The sequence below is a fragment of the Microbacterium saperdae genome (genome assembly GCF_006716345.1).
Lineage (GTDB): Bacteria > Actinomycetota > Actinomycetes > Actinomycetales > Microbacteriaceae > Microbacterium > Microbacterium saperdae.
In genome coordinates this window covers 62241-77489 of the sequence record NZ_VFOX01000002.1, presented here as the reverse complement: position 1 = coordinate 77489, position 15249 = coordinate 62241, and the positions used below count along the sequence as shown (strand labels likewise).

Below are 15249 nucleotides of genomic sequence, written 5' to 3'. Positions count from 1 at the left end.
GATGATGACTGAGAACGTGGGCCCGATCGACGCCTCCGCGAACCCCCGCTATTCCGGGATCGCGACCTTCGCGCGGCTGCCGCGCATCGAAGACGTGCCGCGCGCCGACATCGCCGTCGTCGGCATCCCCTTCGACTCCGGGGTGAGCTACCGGCCGGGCACCCGGTTCGGACCGTCGCACGTGCGCGAGTCCTCGCGCCTGCTGCGCCCGTACAACCCCGCGCAGGATGTCTCGCCGTTCGAGCTCGCGCAGGTGGTGGATGCCGGAGACATCCCGGTGAACCCGTTCGACCTGACCGCGGCGGTGAACGAGGTGGAGCGCGCGGCGCTCGCCCTCGGCGAGCAGGTCTCGCGCATCGTCACGATCGGCGGAGACCACACGGTCGCGCTTCCGCTGCTGCGGGCCGTCGCCGCGAAGCACGGTCCGGTCGCGGTGCTGCACTTCGACGCGCACCTCGACACCTGGGACACCTACTTCGGCGCCCCCATCACGCACGGCACGCCGTTCCGTCGCGCCAGCGAGGAGGGGCTGATCGACCTCACCGCCAGCTGCCACGTCGGCACGCGAGGGCCGCTGTACTCGAAGCAGGACCTCGAGGATGATGAGCGCCTCGGCTTCTCGATCGTCTCGAGCGAGTACATCGAGGAGCACGGCGTCGAGGCCGCGATCGCGCGGATCCTGCAGCGCATCGGCGACAAGCCGCTGTACGTGTCGATCGACATCGACGTGCTCGACCCCGCGCATGCGCCGGGCACGGGAACTCCCGAGGCCGGAGGGCTCACCAGCCGTGAACTGCTGCGCATCCTGCGGGCCCTGCGCGCACAGGACATCGTGGGCGCCGACGTGGTCGAGGTGTCGCCCGCCTACGACCACGCGCAGATGACCGGCATCGCCGCGAGCCACGTGGTGTACGAGCTGGTGACGCTGCTGGCCGCCCGCATCGGGGAGGCCTGACCCGCGCCATCGTGGCGGGTCCAGCGGTGCGGTCAGCTCCCTGAGGGCCCGAGATCACGCCGGACGAATGGTCGGATGCCGCGGACGCCTGGTCGGGCGGCGGGGTGCGGATGCCGCGAGGCTGGGAACATGACAACAACCGCGCCCATTCCGACGGCCCTTCCCCCGCGTGCGGAGCGCATCCGCTACGGCGCCCTCATCGTGCTCATGCTCATGGGCTTCCTGCTCGTCACGGCCGAGTTCCTGCCCAACGGCGTGCTCACCGAGATGGCCGACGAGCTCGGTGTCACTCCCGGCCAGGCGGGGCAGACGGTCACCGTGACGGCTCTGGTCGGGCTGATCGTGGCTCCCACCGTCGGGCTGATGTTCCCGCGGCTCGACCGCCGCTCCCTGCTGGTGTGGATGGCGCTCGCCGCCGCCGTGTCGAACCTGATCGTCGCGATCTCGCCGAACCTCATCATCATCCTGCTCGCACGCTTCCTGCTGGGGGCCGCGATCAGCGCCTTCTGGGCGATGTCGATCACGGTCGCTGCCCGACTCACCGGCCCGGAGCGCCTGGGCAGAGGCGTCATGTTCACCTCGGCCGGCGTCTCGCTCGCGACCGTGGCCGGCGTGCCGCTGGGCGTGATGCTGAGCGAGCTCGTCGACTGGCGGATGGTCTTCGCGATCGCGGGCGTGCTGATGGTGCTGCTCGCCGTCGCGCTGCGGCTGTCGCTGCCCTCTGTTCCCGCCGCGCAGGCCTCGAGCCTCCGGCTGCTGGTCGACACGCTGCGTCGCCCGGGCATCGGGCTCGGCATGATCGGCCACATCCTCGTGGTGCTCGGACACTTCTCCGCCTACACCTATGTGCGACTCGCACTCGAGCGCATCCCGGATGTCGACGCGTCGACGATCGTCGTGCTGCTCGCCCTGTTCGGGCTCGGCGGGCTGGCAGGCAACATCACGATCGGCCTGGTCATCGACCGCTCCTTCGCTTTCTTCGCGGTCTTCGCGCCGCTCGTGATCGCGGCCGCCGTGATCTCGATGATCCTGCTGTCCGGGACCGTGGTCGGCGTCGCGATCGTGGTGCTCGTGTGGGGCTTCTTCTTCTCGTCGTGGCTGATCGTGGCCAACACGTGGGTCGGGCATCGGATGCCGGACCGCCTCGAAGCCGGCGGCAGCCTGGTCGTGGTGGGCTTCCAGGCCGCGATCATGATCGCCGCGGGCGTGGGCGGTCTGCTCGTCGACACCCTCAGCGTCGAGCTCGTCTACGTGATCGGCGCGGTGTCGTTGATCGCGGGGGCGGCGTTCTTCGGCGCCTCGAACCGCGTGCGGGCCTGAGCCCATAGGTGAAAACGGAGAGCATGCGCGTCGGATACAGCGTGTCGACACACGACACGCGGATGCCGACACGGATCGTCTCCGTTTTCGCGCGGGAGGGGGCGAAGGCTACGCGGAGACGGGGGCGCGCTGCGCCTGGCGCCATGACGACGGGGTCATGCCCGTGCGGCGTCGGAAGGCGCGGCTGAAGCCCTCGTCCGAGGCGTAGCCCAGCTCGCGGGAGGTCTCCGAGACCGAACGGCCTTCCTCGAGCATCCGCTTGGCCGCATCGACGCGCACCTCGGTGACGTAGTCGGCGGGGGAGCGGCCGAGGGCCGTGCGGAACCGCTCGGAGAACGCGGAGCGCGACATGGCGCCGACGCTCGCGAGCCGCTCGACGGTCCACTCCCGTCCCGGTTCCTCATGGATCGCATCGACCACCCGGTCGAGGAAGGGGTCGTTCGACATCGACGGCCACCCGGCGGGCGCGCAGCCGTTCGCGGCCCAGGCGCGGATCACGGAGAGCAGCACGGTCGTGGCCATCATCCGGCAGATCAGCGGGTCGCCCTGGCGCACGGGGCAGGCGGCCGGGTCGACGAGGCCCATGTTCTCGGCCAGTGCGGCGGCGGCCGGTTCGAGCGCGTCGAACCCTGTCACGGTGATCACGTCGGGCAGCACGGCGCTGAGCCGGGAGGTCATGTCCGAGAGCACGAGATCGACGACCATGACGCTCGCCTCGGCATCCGCCTGGAGGAGGAAGGCCGTGTCGCCGAGGGTCAGGAAGGCGTCACCGGCCCGCAGGCGGTCGGATCCCGCCGTGACCGCGACGCTCTGGGAGGCGCGGTCGACGCTGAGGCTGCACGCGGAGGTGAGCGGCGGATGCCCCTGCACGCTGCCGCCCGCGACGTAGACGAGGGTCACCGCTCCGGCGGCCAGGGGCAGCAGTCCGCCCGCAGGGAGGGCGACGCGGCGCGCGACGCCGACCTGGAGGTCGACGGCGCTGAGCACCTGCGAGAGTGCGTCCGCATCCACGATCGTCATGCCTTCGGCAACGTCTTCGCGGAGCTCCGTATTCCTCTTCGCGGCTCGGAGCGGCATCCTCCCGCTCAGGAACGGCATCGACATCCCGGATACGCTGGCAGGACGCCACCCGAGGAGTCCCGTGTTCCGCTCACCCGACCGCCTGTTCCGAGTTCTCGCGATCGCGGAGGCGATCACCTGGACGATCCTGATCTCCGCGATCATCGCCAGGGCGGTGGGGGCGCCGGGGGTCGTCGTGACGATCGGTGGAGGCATCCACGGGTTCGTGTTCCTGGCGTATGCCGCGACCGCCGTGCTGGTCGCGGTGAACCAGCGGTGGCACGTCGGAGTCGCCGCCCTCGCCGTGGTCAGCGCCGTCGTCCCCTACGCCACGATCCCCACCGAGATCTGGCTGCACCGCACGGGGCGGCTCGACGGAGCCTGGCGTCTCGACGCCACCGACGACCCGCGCGACGGTCGCTGGTACGACCGGCTGATGCGCTGGTTCCTGCGTCGTCCGTGGGTGCTCGCGGTGCTGCTCGCCGGCGGCATCATCGCGCTCTACGTCATCCTGCTGCTCGTGGGTCCGCCCGGCGGCAAGTGACCCGCGCGCGCGGCATCCGGTCCGCTACGGCGTGACGACGACCGCGTTGCGTTCGACGACCTCGGCCAGGATGCCGTTCGCATCTCCGCCGGTGCAGTCGACGATGACGTACAGCCCCACCCCGGTGGCGGTGAAGGCGCGCGTCGCGATGATCCAGGTGCGGTCTCCGTCCTCACCGGTGACCTGCCGGTTCTCGACCCCGCCCTCGCCGCCGACCTGGTAACTGAACTCGCCCGTCGTGGCCAAGCCGGTGATCTCCTCGGTCGTCGACTGCAGCAGCGCGCCGAGGATCGCGTCGGACGACGCGCTGTCATCGCCGGGGACCACGGGGACGTCGGGGGTGACACCCTGCCAGAACTGCGCCGTGCATGTGCCGTCGGTCGTGCCGTAGGTCCAGCCGCCGTTGCCGTCGTCGGGCGACACGGACTCCCACCCGTCGGCGGTCATGAACCCGTCGCCCCATTCGATGTAGGCGGTGGCCGGGAGCTCCTGCCCTGCGGCGAAGGTCAGCTCGGCGGGGAGATCGCCGGTGGGCTCGTCGACCGGCGCATCGGATGCGGTCGGCGTCGGCTCCTGGACCGCCGGCGGATCCGCGGGGATCTGGGCGTACAGGCATCCGCTGAGCGGGATCACCGACACGGCCACGATCGCGGTCGCAGCGAGGCGGAACAGCGGTCGGGCCGAGCGGGAGCGGGTCATGCCGGTCAGCCTAGTCCTCGGCTTCCTCCTGCTCGATGGGTACTTCTGCCCTGCCGGTCAATGCGCGGTCGCGACGCCCACCGCGTCATGCACCATGACGGCGGCGACCCTGGCGCCCGCCCCCGCGGCGACGATCAGCTGCTGCGGACCGGGGATGGCGGCATCGCCTGCGGCGTAAAGCCCGGGCACATCGGTGCGACCGGAACGGTCGGTGACCAGGTTGCCGTCGCGATCGATCGCCGGGAAGATATCGTCGAGGAACGACAGCTCCGTCTGCCACTCGGGTCGCACGAACCCGCCGTCGAGGGCGATCTCGGTGCCGTCCGAGAGCCGGACGGCTTCGAGTCTGCCGCGCTCGCCCACGAGCTCGGTGATCGGATGCCGCTGCACCGCCACCCCCGCGGCTTCGAGCTCGCTCTGCTGCGCGGAGGTCACGGCATCCGACCCGTGCGTGAACGCCGTGAGACTGTCGGTCCACCGGGCGATGAGCCGCGCGCGATCAGCGAGATCGGTGGACTCTCCGATCAGCGCGAGACGGCGGTCGCGCAGCTCCCAGGCATCGCACGCGGCGCAGCTGAACAGACTGATGCCGTAGAAGCCGCGCAGGTTCGGCACATCGGGCAGAGTCTCTCGCAGGCCGGTGGCCACCAGGACAGCGCGGGCGGTCACGGAAGCGGTGGGTTCGCGTCGCCCGACGTCGGCGGTGAATCCGGCATCCGTCGTGCGGAGCGCGAACACCCTGTTGCGCGAGAGGATCTCGATGTTCGGGTAGGCGGCGAGCTCCGCCCTGGCCAGTCGGCGCAGCTCGTGCGGCGGCACGCCGTCGCGCGTCAGGAAGCCGTGCGACTGCAGGGTCGCGGCATTGCGGGGCCGGTCGGCGTCGACCACCAGCACGCGCATCAGAGAGCGTCCGAGGTTGAGCGCGGCGGAGAGGCCCGCGGGGCCTCCGCCGATGATCAGCACGTCGTACGGGGTCTGATCCGTCATGCGCATCCTCCTGCGGGAAGGGCGGCGACGAAGGAGAGCGCGCGCGGGAGCGGCGATCGTGGCGGCGCCGCCGGGCGGGCCGAATGCGGGGTAAGGCTCGCCTTACTCCTATCCTGCCAGTTCGGCGGTGCAGGCGGGCGCGTCATCGTTCGCGAGCCGGGCCGCGGCGTCTTCGTAGCGTGCGATCACGAGCGCGATGAGGGGCTCGGGCACGCTGATGCCGTTCAGGAGCGGCATGGTCAGGCTGCGGCCGGAGGAATGCCGCACGGCGAGGTCGAAGAGGGCGCCCCGGGCGAGCAGATAGGTCGACACGACAGCGCCGGGGTGCGCGGCCAGGGCGGTCGGCAGGTCCGGCTCGAGCGCGGCAAGGTAGGCGAGGTGCACGGGGCGGCCCAGATGCGTGTGGAGCAGAGCGGCCATGTCCTCGGCGTCGGTGACCGAACGGGGGCCGTGCGACCCTGCGATCGCCAGGATCACCGGATGATCGGAAGCCCCGGACAGGCGCTGCGCCAGCACCTGCGCGAGACGGGGGTCGGGGCCGAGCGGGTCGGCGACGATCGCATCCATCCGGTCGGCCACCATGCCGTGCAGGTCGTGCAACACGGGGAATCCCGACGACAGCAGGAGCGGGACGACCACGACCGGTCCCTCGATCGCCGCGAGGGCGTCGCGCGCTTCGGGCTGCTGCACGTCGACGAAGGCGCTGCGCACCTCCACATCAGGCAGGTGTGCGGCGACCTGGGCGACGAGGTCGGCGATCGCGCGGGCGCCGTCGGCATCGTCGGTGCCGTGCGACACGGCGAGCAGCGTGGGGCGGACCATGAAGGCGACTGTAGGGGGCGTCTGTGACCGGGATGTTTCGGGCGTGTGAGGTATCGGTTCACAACTCCTCAGAACTCGGTCACGCGGCCGCGGCGCGCACGTCCACTCCGCAGTCCCGGAGGGCGGAACGGAGTGCCTCGACGCCGGTGAAAGGGTGGGTGTGCAGCCCGAGTCCTGCTGCGCCGACCAGTTTCGACGGTGAATCGTCGGTGAAGAAGACCTGATCGGCGGGGAGCGCGAGTGTGTCGAGGACGTAGCGGAACGCTCGGGGGTCGGGCTTGGCGAAGCCGATCTCCGCCGAGTTGAAGATCGGGGAGAAGTGGTGATCGAGGCCGCAGCTCGCGATTTCGGCGGCGATCGTGTCGGTGCCGTTGGTGAGGATCGCGGCGATCAGACCGTGCGCGCGCAGCTCATCGGCCAGTGCCGTCAGGTCGCGATCGACGCGGAACGCCGTGCGACCCCACTCGTCGACGGCCTCCGCCGCCCCAGTGTGCTCGCCGATGCGGCGAAGCCATTCCGCGCGGGTGATGCGCCCTGTGGTCACGTCCTCGATCACGGGCGAGCGGAACGCGGCGCGGGCGATCGCGCCGACCTCGAGGCCATGGCGAGCCTCGAGGTCGAACAGCACAGCGCGGATCATGGAGCCATTCTTCCGCGGGGCGACGAGCGGACCGTACCCGAGTATTCCGGTATTTCGGATTTGCGCTCTGATCAGGTGTTCCAATGTCGGTGGCCCCTGGTCTACTGAAGGTATGGCGGCGCTGATGGATGTGACGGGGGAGCAGATGGCCACGCTCGACGAGCTGGTGGACCTGCTGCAGTCCGTCGAGCGCACGATCAGCAGCCTGCAGGCGGCTCGAGACGGGATTCTCGCTTTGGGGTCGCGCTGGGCGGTCGAGGTCGCCGATCAGGCGCAGCATCCGGACGGAGCCGATATGGCGGCGCGGTCCGTGGCGGCCGAGATGGCGACTGCTCTGCGTATGAGTGACCGCACGATCCAGCGGCGCATGGCGGAGGCGGACTGGCTGGTGACTCGATTCCCGCTGGTCTGGGCGGCGCAAGGTGCCGGGCGCATCAGTGCGGCGCACGCGCGGGTGATCGTCGACGCCGCGGAACACCTCGATGCGGCCGAGGATCGCGACGCCTACTCGGTGCAGATTCTGGAGCTCGCCGAAGCCGAGTCGCCGAATCGGGTGGCGCGGATGGCGCGACGCGTCGCCGAGCGCTTCCAGCCGCGGTCGCTCGACGAGCGTCATCGCGATGCGCGCGAGCAGCGCGGCGTGTGGGTGAGAGATGTGGCCGACGGCATGGCGCAGCTGGGTCTGCGGGGCCCGGCCGCCCTGGTGCACGGGGTGTTCGACCGGTTGACCGGCATGGCCGAGATGGTGCAGACCGCGTGTGCCGCAGATCATGATGCGCCTCGCTCGGCTGAACTCGATGCACCCGCTGCAGTAGGCGACGGCCGTACCGTGGATCAGCTCCGCGCCGACCTCGCACTCGACCTGTTGCTCACCGGCGCTCCTGCCGGACACGACGGGTCGGCCGGGGTGCTCGGTGCCATCGCCGCCCACGTCTCGGTGACGATTCCCGTGCTGACGCTGTCGGGGCGTGGCGACGTCGCTGCCGAACTCGACGGCAGTGGGCCGATCGACATCGAGACGGCGCGGAGGCTGGCGGGTGCGGCATCCGGATGGGATCGGGTGCTCACCGACCCGGTCGACGGGTCTGTGCTCGCGGTGGATCGCTTTCGACCGAGCGCGCAGCTGCGTCGGCATCTCCGGGCCAGGGATCAGCGATGTCGATTCCCCGGGTGCGGACGGTCGCCGAGCGAGAGCGACGTCGACCATACGCACGATGCTGCTCTCGGCGGAGCCACGCGAGAAGACAACCTCGCGCACCTGTGCCGGCGGCATCACATGCTGAAGCATCACACCCCGTGGCGGGTGGAACGACTCGACGGCGGCCTGCTCTCCTGGACCAGTCCCGTGGGGAGGACCTATGTCGACCGACCTCAGCCGCCGAACACCGTGATGTTCCGCGACTCGATCGCGCCACCGTTCTAAAGTTGAGCCAATTCATATCAACTTTGTTTGACACCTCTCGTGCGCCGAGGTACAGTTGAGTCATCGCGACTCAGGTTTTCCTGATCGCCGCAGGTTTCTGAACCGATCAACGTCCTCAACAAAGGAGAAAACACATGGCACGTGCTGTGGGAATCGACCTCGGAACGACGAACTCCGTCGTCAGCGTCCTCGAGGGTGGCGAGCCGAAGGTCATCGCCAACGCCGAGGGCTTCCGCACGACCCCGTCTGTGGTCGCATACACCAAGGACGGCGAGGTGCTCGTCGGCGAGACCGCGAAGCGCCAGGCCGTCACCAACGTCGACCGTACGATCTCGTCCGTCAAGCGCCACATGGGCACGGACTGGAGCTTCGACATCGACGGCAAGAAGTGGACGCCGCAGGAGATCTCCGCGCGCATCCTCATGAAGCTGAAGCGCGACGCCGAGTCCTACCTGGGTGACACCGTGACCGACGCGGTCATCACCGTCCCCGCGTACTTCAACGACGCCGAGCGTCAGGCCACGAAGGAAGCCGGTGAGATCGCCGGTCTCAACGTGCTCCGCATCATCAACGAGCCCACCGCTGCAGCACTCGCCTACGGCCTCGACCGCGGCAAGGAGGACGAGCTCATCCTCGTCTTCGACCTCGGTGGCGGAACGTTCGACGTCTCCCTCCTCGAGGTGGGCAAGGACGACGACTTCTCGACCATCCAGGTGCGCTCGACCGCCGGTGACAACCGCCTCGGTGGAGACGACTGGGACCAGCGCCTGGTCGACTACCTGATCAAGCAGTTCAAGGAGACCACGGGCGTCGACGTCTCGGGTGACAAGATCGCCCTGCAGCGTCTGAAGGAAGCGGCGGAGCAGGCGAAGAAGGAGCTCTCGAGCTCCACGAGCACCAGCATCAACCTGCCGTACCTGTCGCTCACCGACTCCGGCCCCGTCTCGCTCAGCGAGACCATCACCCGCGCGAAGTTCGAGGACCTGACCAAGGACCTGCTCGACCGCACCAAGAAGCCGTTCGAGGATGTCATCCGCGAAGCCGGCATCAAGGTCGCCGACATCGACCACATCGTGCTCGTGGGTGGATCGACCCGTATGCCCGCGGTCGCCGAGCTCGTCAAGCGCGAGACCGGCAAGGACGCGAACAAGGGCGTCAACCCGGATGAGGTCGTCGCCGTCGGAGCCGCGCTCCAGGCCGGTGTCCTCAAGGGCGAGCGCAAGGACGTCCTGCTCATCGACGTCACCCCGCTGAGCCTCGGCATCGAGACCAAGGGCGGGATGATGACCAAGCTCATCGACCGCAACACCGCGATCCCGACCAAGCGCAGCGAGACCTTCACCACGGCAGACGACAACCAGCCGTCCGTCGCGATCCAGGTCTTCCAGGGCGAGCGCGAGTTCACGCGTGACAACAAGCCGCTGGGCACGTTCGAGCTGACCGGCATCGCGCCGGCTCCTCGGGGCATCCCGCAGGTCGAGGTCACGTTCGACATCGACGCGAACGGCATCGTGCACGTGTCCGCCAAGGACAAGGGCACCGGCAAGGAGCAGTCGATGACGATCACGGGCGGCTCCTCGCTGTCCAAGGACGACATCGAGCGCATGGTGCGCGAGGCCGAGGAGAACGCCGCCGAGGACAAGAAGCGCCGTGAGGCCGCCGAGGTCCGCAACCAGGCAGAGACCCTCGCCTACTCGATCGACAAGCTGATCAAGGAGAACGAGGACAAGCTCCCCTCCGACGTCAAGGAGTCGGTCCAGGCCGATGTCGACGCCCTCAAGACGGCTCTCGCCGGCGAGGACGACGACGCCGTGAAGACCGCGTTCGACAAGCTCAACGAGTCGCAGACGAAGCTGGGCGAGGCGATCTACGCGCAGTCCCAGGCGGATGCCGCAGCCGGCGCTCCCGCTGACGGCGAGGCACCCGCTGCCGATGACGCCTCCTCTGATGAGGACGTCATCGACGCCGAGGTCGTCGACGACGAAGAAGACAAGAAGTAATCATGACGGACAAGAACTTCGACGAAGTGCCTGACAAGAATCAGGACGCTGCCGGGGTTCACGGTGAGGGGTCGGATGCTCAGGCATCCGGCCCCGCGCCGCAGAACCCCGACTCCACCGAGGCCGCCGCGGCCGAGGGCTCTGACGACGACCTCACGGTCGACGACATCCTCGGCGCGACGCAGACCGGTGAAGCCGCAGCGGAGGACGCCGTGCTCGCCGACCTCGAGTCGACGCTGCTGAACGACCTCAAGCGCCTCCAGGCCGAGTACGCCAACTACCGTCGCCGCACCGAGGACCAGCGTCAGCTGGAGATCGAGCGCGCGAAGGGCGAGGCGGCCAAGGGGCTGGTGCCGGTGCTCGACGATCTCGACCGTGCCGCTCAGCACGGCGACCTCGTGGAGGGCACCCCCTTCGCGGCGATCGCCGAGAAGGTGCGCGCGGTCGTGGAGCGTCTCGGTGTCGTCTCGTACGGCGAGAAGGGCGAGGAATTCGACCCCCAGCGCCACGAGGCGATCTTCCAGCAACCCACGCCGGGCGTCGAGAAGACCACGATCCTCGAGGTCGTCGAGGTGGGCTACCGCCTCGGAGACGTCGAGCTGCGTCCTGCGAAGGTCGTCGTCGCTGTCCCTGCAGAGTAGGTGATCAATGGCTAGCCAGGATTGGTTCGACAAGGACTTCTACAAGACCCTCGGGGTCTCGAAGGACGTCAGCGAGGCCGAGCTGAAGAAGGCGTATCGCAAGCTCGCGCGCAAGTACCACCCCGACTCCAATCAGGGTGATGCCAAGGCCGAGGCGACGTTCAAGGAGATCAGCGAGGCCTACTCGGTGCTCTCCGACGCCGACCAGCGCAAGGAGTACGACGAGATCCGCGCCATGGGCTCTGGCGCTCGCTTCACGGCGGGCGGCTCGGGCGCCGGCGGGTTCGAAGACGTCTTCAGCCGCTACGGCCAGAGCCGCGGAGGCCAGACCGCTGACTTCGAGGACATCTTCGCGATGTTCAACCAGGGTCAGGGCGGCTCCTTCGGTTCCGGCCGATTCGGGCAGACGTCCGGTGGATTCCGCGGGTACGGCGGTCCGCAGCGCGGTGCCGACGTCACGGCGCGCACCACGCTCGACTTCGTCACCGCCGTGCAGGGGGAGACCATCTCCCTGCAGGGCGAGGACGGCAAGCCGTTCAAGGTGAAGATCCCGGCCGGAGTCGCCGACGGGCAGAAGATCCGTCTCCGCGGACGCGGTCGCCCCTCGCCGGACGGCGGGGACAGCGGCGACATCGTCGTGCAGATCTCGGTGCGTCCGCATCCGGTGTTCACCCGTGACGGGTTGAACCTCCGCGTGACGGTGCCGGTGACCTTCACGGAGGCCACCCTCGGCGCGACGATCGAGGTGCCGACGCTCGGCGGCGACCCGGTGAAGCTCCGGGTCGCACCGGGCACTCCCTCCGGGCGCGTGCTGCGCGTCAAGGGGCGCGGTGTCGCGACCTCCAAGGGCACGGGCGACCTGCTCGCCGAGCTCCAGGTCGCGGTGCCCTCGCACCTCGACGACGCCGCGCGCGAAGCGCTGGAGAAGTTCCAGGCGCTCGAGCCCACCGAGAACCCGCGGGCCGAGCTGATGGCGAAGGCCCGCCGATGATGACCGCGACACCGGGGCAGGAGGTGGAGGACCATGGCTGAACGCCGTATGGACGCCGACACCCCGGTGTTCGCGATCGCCGCCGCGGCCGAGCTCGCGGGCATGCATCCGCAGACGCTGCGCCAGTACGACCGCATCGGGCTGGTCGTGCCCGGCCGCACCTCGGGTGGCTCGCGGCGCTACTCGACCCGTAACATCGACCAGCTGCGCCAGGTCGCGCAGCTCTCCGCCGAGGGTGTGAGCCTTCCCGCGATTGCGCGGCTGCTCGACCTCGAAGACGAGAATCGGATGCTGCGACGCCGCATCGCCGAACTCGAAGCCGCCGTGCGCGCTGAGCGCGAGAGCCGGCCCGGTGTGCGCGTGTTCGCCGCCGGTTCCGCCGGCGTCGTGCCGATGCCGAGCGGGCGCCGTCTGCGCCGCTCGACCGAAGTCGTGCTCTGGAACCCCCGCGACGGTCGCTGAGACCGATTCTGTCGCTCGTGCGCTCCAACGGAGCGCTGTGCTGGTGCGCCCCGTTGTCGCACTGTGCCTGAGCAGTTGTCGCTCTGTGCCTGACCAGCCGAATCGTGCGTCCGCCACCCCGCGCGACGCGTGCGTCCACCACCCTGTGTGACGCGTGCGTCCGACGCCCTGCGCGAGGAGTTGACTTCTGAAATCGATTGCAGTTAACTGTCAATCGTTAACGGTACACGAAGGGGTGACGCAGTGGTCACGATGAGACCTACCCGAGCGCCGGCGCTCGGAGACCAGCTCGCAGCGGTGCTGCGCGACCGGATCGTGCGCCGGCAGTTGCAGCCCGGCACGCATCTCGTCGAGGATGCCGTCGCCGCGGAGTACGACGTCAGTCGTGGCCCTGTCCGCGATGCGCTCCGCCAGCTCGAGTCCCAGGGGCTCGTGGAGGCTCGACGCCGCGGGTTCTTCGTCGTGGGTCTCAGCGAGAGCGACATCAACGACCTGTATGAGCTGCGCGAGTCCATCGAACTCGTCGCCGTCACGCGTGCGATCGCGCAGGCCTCAGCGGACCAGATCCGCCTCGGCCGTGAGATCGTCCGTGAGATGGTCGCGTGTGCCGACCGCTCGGCCGCTGCGGATTTCGCTGATGCGGACATGCGTTTCCATGCGCTCCTCTACCGTGTCGGCGGGAACCGTCGCCTCGTCGACGTGTGGGAGGCGTATGAGCCCGTCTTCGCGAGCCTGATGCAGCTCACGGTCGAGGAGGACGTGGACCTCCACCCCTCCGCGCATGACCACGGACGGCTGCTCGACCTGATCGAAGAGGGTGACGCCGAGAAGGTGCGGGCCGAGCTGCGTGAGCACCTCGACGGTGCGCGCGGGCGCATGACCCACGCCGTTCAGGCGCTCATCGACGTGCCATCCGGGGAGATCGCTTCATGAGCGTCCTCGAGGCCACGGAAGCGAACGCCGCCCCACCGGAACCGCCCGTGCAGGAGAGTCCGCGCGCGCGACGTCGTTTCGTCGGAGTCGCGCAGTCCAAGGCGCTGCTGCTCCTCGCGATCCCCGCCCTGCTCTTCTACGGTTTCGCCGTCATCGTTCCGTCCATCCGCGGAGCGGTGCTCGCGTTCACCAACTGGGACGGACTCTCGCAGACCTACGACTTCGTCGGCATCTCGAACTTCGTGCGCATCTTCACGACCGAGAGCTCGCTCGACGCGCTGCGGATGACGCTGATCTTCGCCTTCGCCGTCACGGTGCTGCAGAACGGCATCGGACTGCTGCTCGCTCTCGGCGTCAACTCGGGACTGAAGTCCCGCAACTTCCTGCGCGTGCTCTTCTTCGCGCCGGTCGTGATCACTCCTGTCGTCGTCTCGTACCTGTGGAAGTTCATGCTGACGCCGAACGGCGCCATGAACAGCGTGCTCTCCGCGCTCGGTCTCGGGGACATCGCACCGAGCTGGCTCGGAGACCCGTTCTGGGCGGCGTTCTCGATCGTGATGATGGTGGTCTGGCAGCATGCGGGCTACTCGATGGTCATCTATCTGGCCGGTCTGCAGTCCATCCCGCAGGAGCTGAACGAGGCTGCTGCCGTCGACGGCGCCGGCGCCTGGCGCCGATTCTGGTCGGTGACCTGGCCGCTTCTCGCGCCGGCGACCGCGATCAACATCATGCTCACGATCATCGGCGGACTGAAGATGTTCACGGAGGTGTTCGTGCTCACCGCCGGCGGTCCCGGGGGTGCGACCGAGACGCTGTCCACGCTGCTGTACAAGTCGGCGTTCCAGTTCAACGAGTTCGGCTACGGCATCGCACTCGCGCTCGTGCTCGCCGCCGTGGTCGCGATCTTCTCCGTCGGCCAGCAGCGCCTGTCCCGGAAGGGGAACGACTGATGTTCCGGTACACGAAGGGCGTGTTCGCGCGCGAGCTTGTGATGATCGGCGTCGCCCTCATCTTCGTCTTCCCTGTCTACATCCTCGTGAACATGTCGTTGCGACCGGCGAACGACATCTCCTCGCCGCTCGTCCCTGCGGCCCAGCCGACCTTCGACAACTTCATCCAGGCGTGGAATCAAGCCGGGCTCGGCACCGCGCTGCTCAACAGTGCGATCGTGACAGTGGTGAGCGTGGTGCTCATCGTCGCGATCTCGTCGATGGCGGCCTACCCGCTCGCGAGGGTGATGTCGCGGCTCTCCTCCACGGTGTTCTGGATCGTGCTGGCCGGCATGATGATCCCGTTCCAGGTCGCGCTCATCCCGCTGTACCAGACGATGCGCGACCTCGGTCTGCTCGGTTCGCTCGCCTCGCTCATCCTCTTCTACACGGGGAGCCAGGTGCCGTTCTCGGTCTTCCTCTACACGGGATTCCTCCGCACCCTCGATCGTGACTACGAAGAGGCGGCGGCGATCGACGGAGCGGGGACCTTCCGCACGTTCCTCAGCATCGTGTTCCCGCTGCTGCGACCGATCACGGGCACGGTCGTCATCCTGAACGCCATCACGGTGTGGAACGACTTCCTGGTGCCGCTGCTCTACCTGAGCGGAACGCCGCAGCAGACCGTCACCGTCGCGCTCTACGCGTTCGTCGGGCAGTTCGTGTCGAACTGGCCTGTCGTGTTCGCCGGGCTGGTCATCAGCGTGCTCCCCGTGCTCCTCGTGTACTTCCTGATGCAGAAGCAGATCATCCAGGGCTTCGCGGGGGGGCTGAAGGGGTGAGC

The 15249-nt window shown here is 68.7% G+C and carries 16 protein-coding genes; 11 read left to right on the top strand and 5 right to left on the bottom strand.

Annotated elements, in window-relative coordinates:
• Positions 1-4: 4 nt before the first annotated feature.
• Both speB and FB560_RS14935 read left to right on the top strand, forming a co-directional pair.
• Positions 5-955 carry an agmatinase gene (gene speB / locus FB560_RS14940; protein WP_141873326.1) on the top strand — a complete coding sequence of 317 codons (951 nt, stop codon included), beginning with the start codon at positions 5-7 and terminating at the stop codon, positions 953-955.
• Positions 956-1084: 129 nt separating this feature from the next.
• Positions 1085-2275: an MFS transporter gene (locus FB560_RS14935; RefSeq protein ID WP_141873325.1), complete on the top strand. Its 1191-nt coding sequence runs from the start codon at positions 1085-1087 to the stop codon at positions 2273-2275.
• A 108-nt stretch (positions 2276-2383) separates the two neighbouring features.
• On the opposite strand, the gene FB560_RS14930 is transcribed toward FB560_RS14935, so the two are convergent.
• Positions 2384-3379: a helix-turn-helix domain-containing protein gene (locus tag FB560_RS14930; RefSeq protein WP_229673347.1), complete on the bottom strand. Its 996-nt coding sequence runs from the start codon at positions 3377-3379 to the stop codon at positions 2384-2386.
• Between the two features lie 37 nt (positions 3380-3416).
• On the opposite strand from FB560_RS14930, the gene FB560_RS14925 reads away from it, so the two are divergent.
• Entirely contained in the window at positions 3417-3878 is a 462-nt protein-coding gene (locus tag FB560_RS14925) for a DUF3817 domain-containing protein (protein WP_141873324.1), read from the top strand.
• 24 nt (positions 3879-3902) lie between these two features.
• Here FB560_RS14925 and FB560_RS14920 read toward each other — a convergent pair whose 3' ends face one another.
• From FB560_RS14920 to FB560_RS14905, 4 genes are all read right to left on the bottom strand, one after another.
• Entirely contained in the window at positions 3903-4577 is a 675-nt protein-coding gene (locus FB560_RS14920) for a hypothetical protein (protein ID WP_141873323.1), read from the bottom strand.
• Between the two features lie 57 nt (positions 4578-4634).
• Positions 4635-5564 carry an NAD(P)/FAD-dependent oxidoreductase gene (locus FB560_RS14915; RefSeq protein WP_229673348.1) on the bottom strand — a complete coding sequence of 310 codons (930 nt, stop codon included), beginning with the start codon at positions 5562-5564 and terminating at the stop codon, positions 4635-4637.
• Between the two features lie 108 nt (positions 5565-5672).
• Positions 5673-6386: a sirohydrochlorin chelatase gene (locus FB560_RS14910; RefSeq protein ID WP_141873321.1), complete on the bottom strand. Its 714-nt coding sequence runs from the start codon at positions 6384-6386 to the stop codon at positions 5673-5675.
• Between the two features lie 79 nt (positions 6387-6465).
• Positions 6466-7026: an HAD-IA family hydrolase gene (locus tag FB560_RS14905; protein ID WP_141873320.1), complete on the bottom strand. Its 561-nt coding sequence runs from the start codon at positions 7024-7026 to the stop codon at positions 6466-6468.
• A 112-nt stretch (positions 7027-7138) separates the two neighbouring features.
• Between FB560_RS14905 and FB560_RS14900 the strand changes: the two genes are divergently transcribed.
• From FB560_RS14900 to FB560_RS14865, 8 genes are all read left to right on the top strand, one after another.
• Complete coding sequence (locus FB560_RS14900) at positions 7139-8449, top strand: HNH endonuclease signature motif containing protein (RefSeq protein WP_141873319.1); 1311 nt, start codon at positions 7139-7141, stop codon at positions 8447-8449.
• Positions 8450-8583: 134 nt separating this feature from the next.
• On the top strand, positions 8584-10449 hold the full coding sequence (dnaK, locus tag FB560_RS14895; protein ID WP_141873318.1) for a molecular chaperone DnaK: 1866 nt from the start codon (positions 8584-8586) through the stop codon (positions 10447-10449).
• A 2-nt stretch (positions 10450-10451) separates the two neighbouring features.
• Positions 10452-11090, top strand: a complete 639-nt coding sequence (locus FB560_RS14890; protein WP_141873317.1) for a nucleotide exchange factor GrpE — start codon at positions 10452-10454, stop codon at positions 11088-11090.
• Between the two features lie 7 nt (positions 11091-11097).
• Positions 11098-12081 (top strand): DnaJ C-terminal domain-containing protein, encoded by a 984-nt coding sequence (locus FB560_RS14885; RefSeq protein WP_141873316.1) that lies wholly within the window; start codon positions 11098-11100, stop codon positions 12079-12081.
• Positions 12082-12114: 33 nt separating this feature from the next.
• On the top strand, positions 12115-12543 hold the full coding sequence (locus tag FB560_RS14880) for a heat shock protein transcriptional repressor HspR (protein WP_141873315.1): 429 nt from the start codon (positions 12115-12117) through the stop codon (positions 12541-12543).
• A gap of 252 nt (positions 12544-12795) precedes the next feature.
• Positions 12796-13476, top strand: coding sequence for a GntR family transcriptional regulator (locus tag FB560_RS14875; RefSeq protein WP_141873314.1), 681 nt, complete (start codon positions 12796-12798; stop codon positions 13474-13476).
• Positions 13473-14426, top strand: a complete 954-nt coding sequence (locus FB560_RS14870) for a carbohydrate ABC transporter permease (protein WP_141873313.1) — start codon at positions 13473-13475, stop codon at positions 14424-14426. The genes FB560_RS14875 and FB560_RS14870 overlap by 4 nt, the downstream gene beginning before the upstream one ends.
• Positions 14426-15247 (top strand): carbohydrate ABC transporter permease, encoded by an 822-nt coding sequence (locus FB560_RS14865; RefSeq protein WP_141873312.1) that lies wholly within the window; start codon positions 14426-14428, stop codon positions 15245-15247. Before FB560_RS14870 ends, FB560_RS14865 begins: the two co-directional genes overlap by 1 nt.
• The last annotated feature ends 2 nt before the right edge of the window (positions 15248-15249 follow it).

Coding starts and splice junctions, on each gene's coding strand:
- speB (WP_141873326.1), top strand. CDS start 5: ATGACTGAGAACGTGGGCCCGATCGACGCCTCCGCGAACCCCCGCTAT.
- FB560_RS14935 (WP_141873325.1), top strand. CDS start 1,085: ATGACAACAACCGCGCCCATTCCGACGGCCCTTCCCCCGCGTGCGGAG.
- FB560_RS14930 (WP_229673347.1), bottom strand. CDS start 3,379: ATGTCGATGCCGTTCCTGAGCGGGAGGATGCCGCTCCGAGCCGCGAAG.
- FB560_RS14920 (WP_141873323.1), bottom strand. CDS start 4,577: ATGACCCGCTCCCGCTCGGCCCGACCGCTGTTCCGCCTCGCTGCGACC.
- FB560_RS14915 (WP_229673348.1), bottom strand. CDS start 5,564: ATGACGGATCAGACCCCGTACGACGTGCTGATCATCGGCGGAGGCCCC.
- FB560_RS14910 (WP_141873321.1), bottom strand. CDS start 6,386: ATGGTCCGCCCCACGCTGCTCGCCGTGTCGCACGGCACCGACGATGCC.
- FB560_RS14905 (WP_141873320.1), bottom strand. CDS start 7,026: ATGATCCGCGCTGTGCTGTTCGACCTCGAGGCTCGCCATGGCCTCGAG.
- FB560_RS14900 (WP_141873319.1), top strand. CDS start 7,139: ATGGCGGCGCTGATGGATGTGACGGGGGAGCAGATGGCCACGCTCGAC.
- dnaK (WP_141873318.1), top strand. CDS start 8,584: ATGGCACGTGCTGTGGGAATCGACCTCGGAACGACGAACTCCGTCGTC.
- FB560_RS14890 (WP_141873317.1), top strand. CDS start 10,452: ATGACGGACAAGAACTTCGACGAAGTGCCTGACAAGAATCAGGACGCT.
- FB560_RS14885 (WP_141873316.1), top strand. CDS start 11,098: ATGGCTAGCCAGGATTGGTTCGACAAGGACTTCTACAAGACCCTCGGG.
- FB560_RS14880 (WP_141873315.1), top strand. CDS start 12,115: ATGGCTGAACGCCGTATGGACGCCGACACCCCGGTGTTCGCGATCGCC.
- FB560_RS14875 (WP_141873314.1), top strand. CDS start 12,796: ATGAGACCTACCCGAGCGCCGGCGCTCGGAGACCAGCTCGCAGCGGTG.
- FB560_RS14870 (WP_141873313.1), top strand. CDS start 13,473: ATGAGCGTCCTCGAGGCCACGGAAGCGAACGCCGCCCCACCGGAACCG.
- FB560_RS14865 (WP_141873312.1), top strand. CDS start 14,426: ATGTTCCGGTACACGAAGGGCGTGTTCGCGCGCGAGCTTGTGATGATC.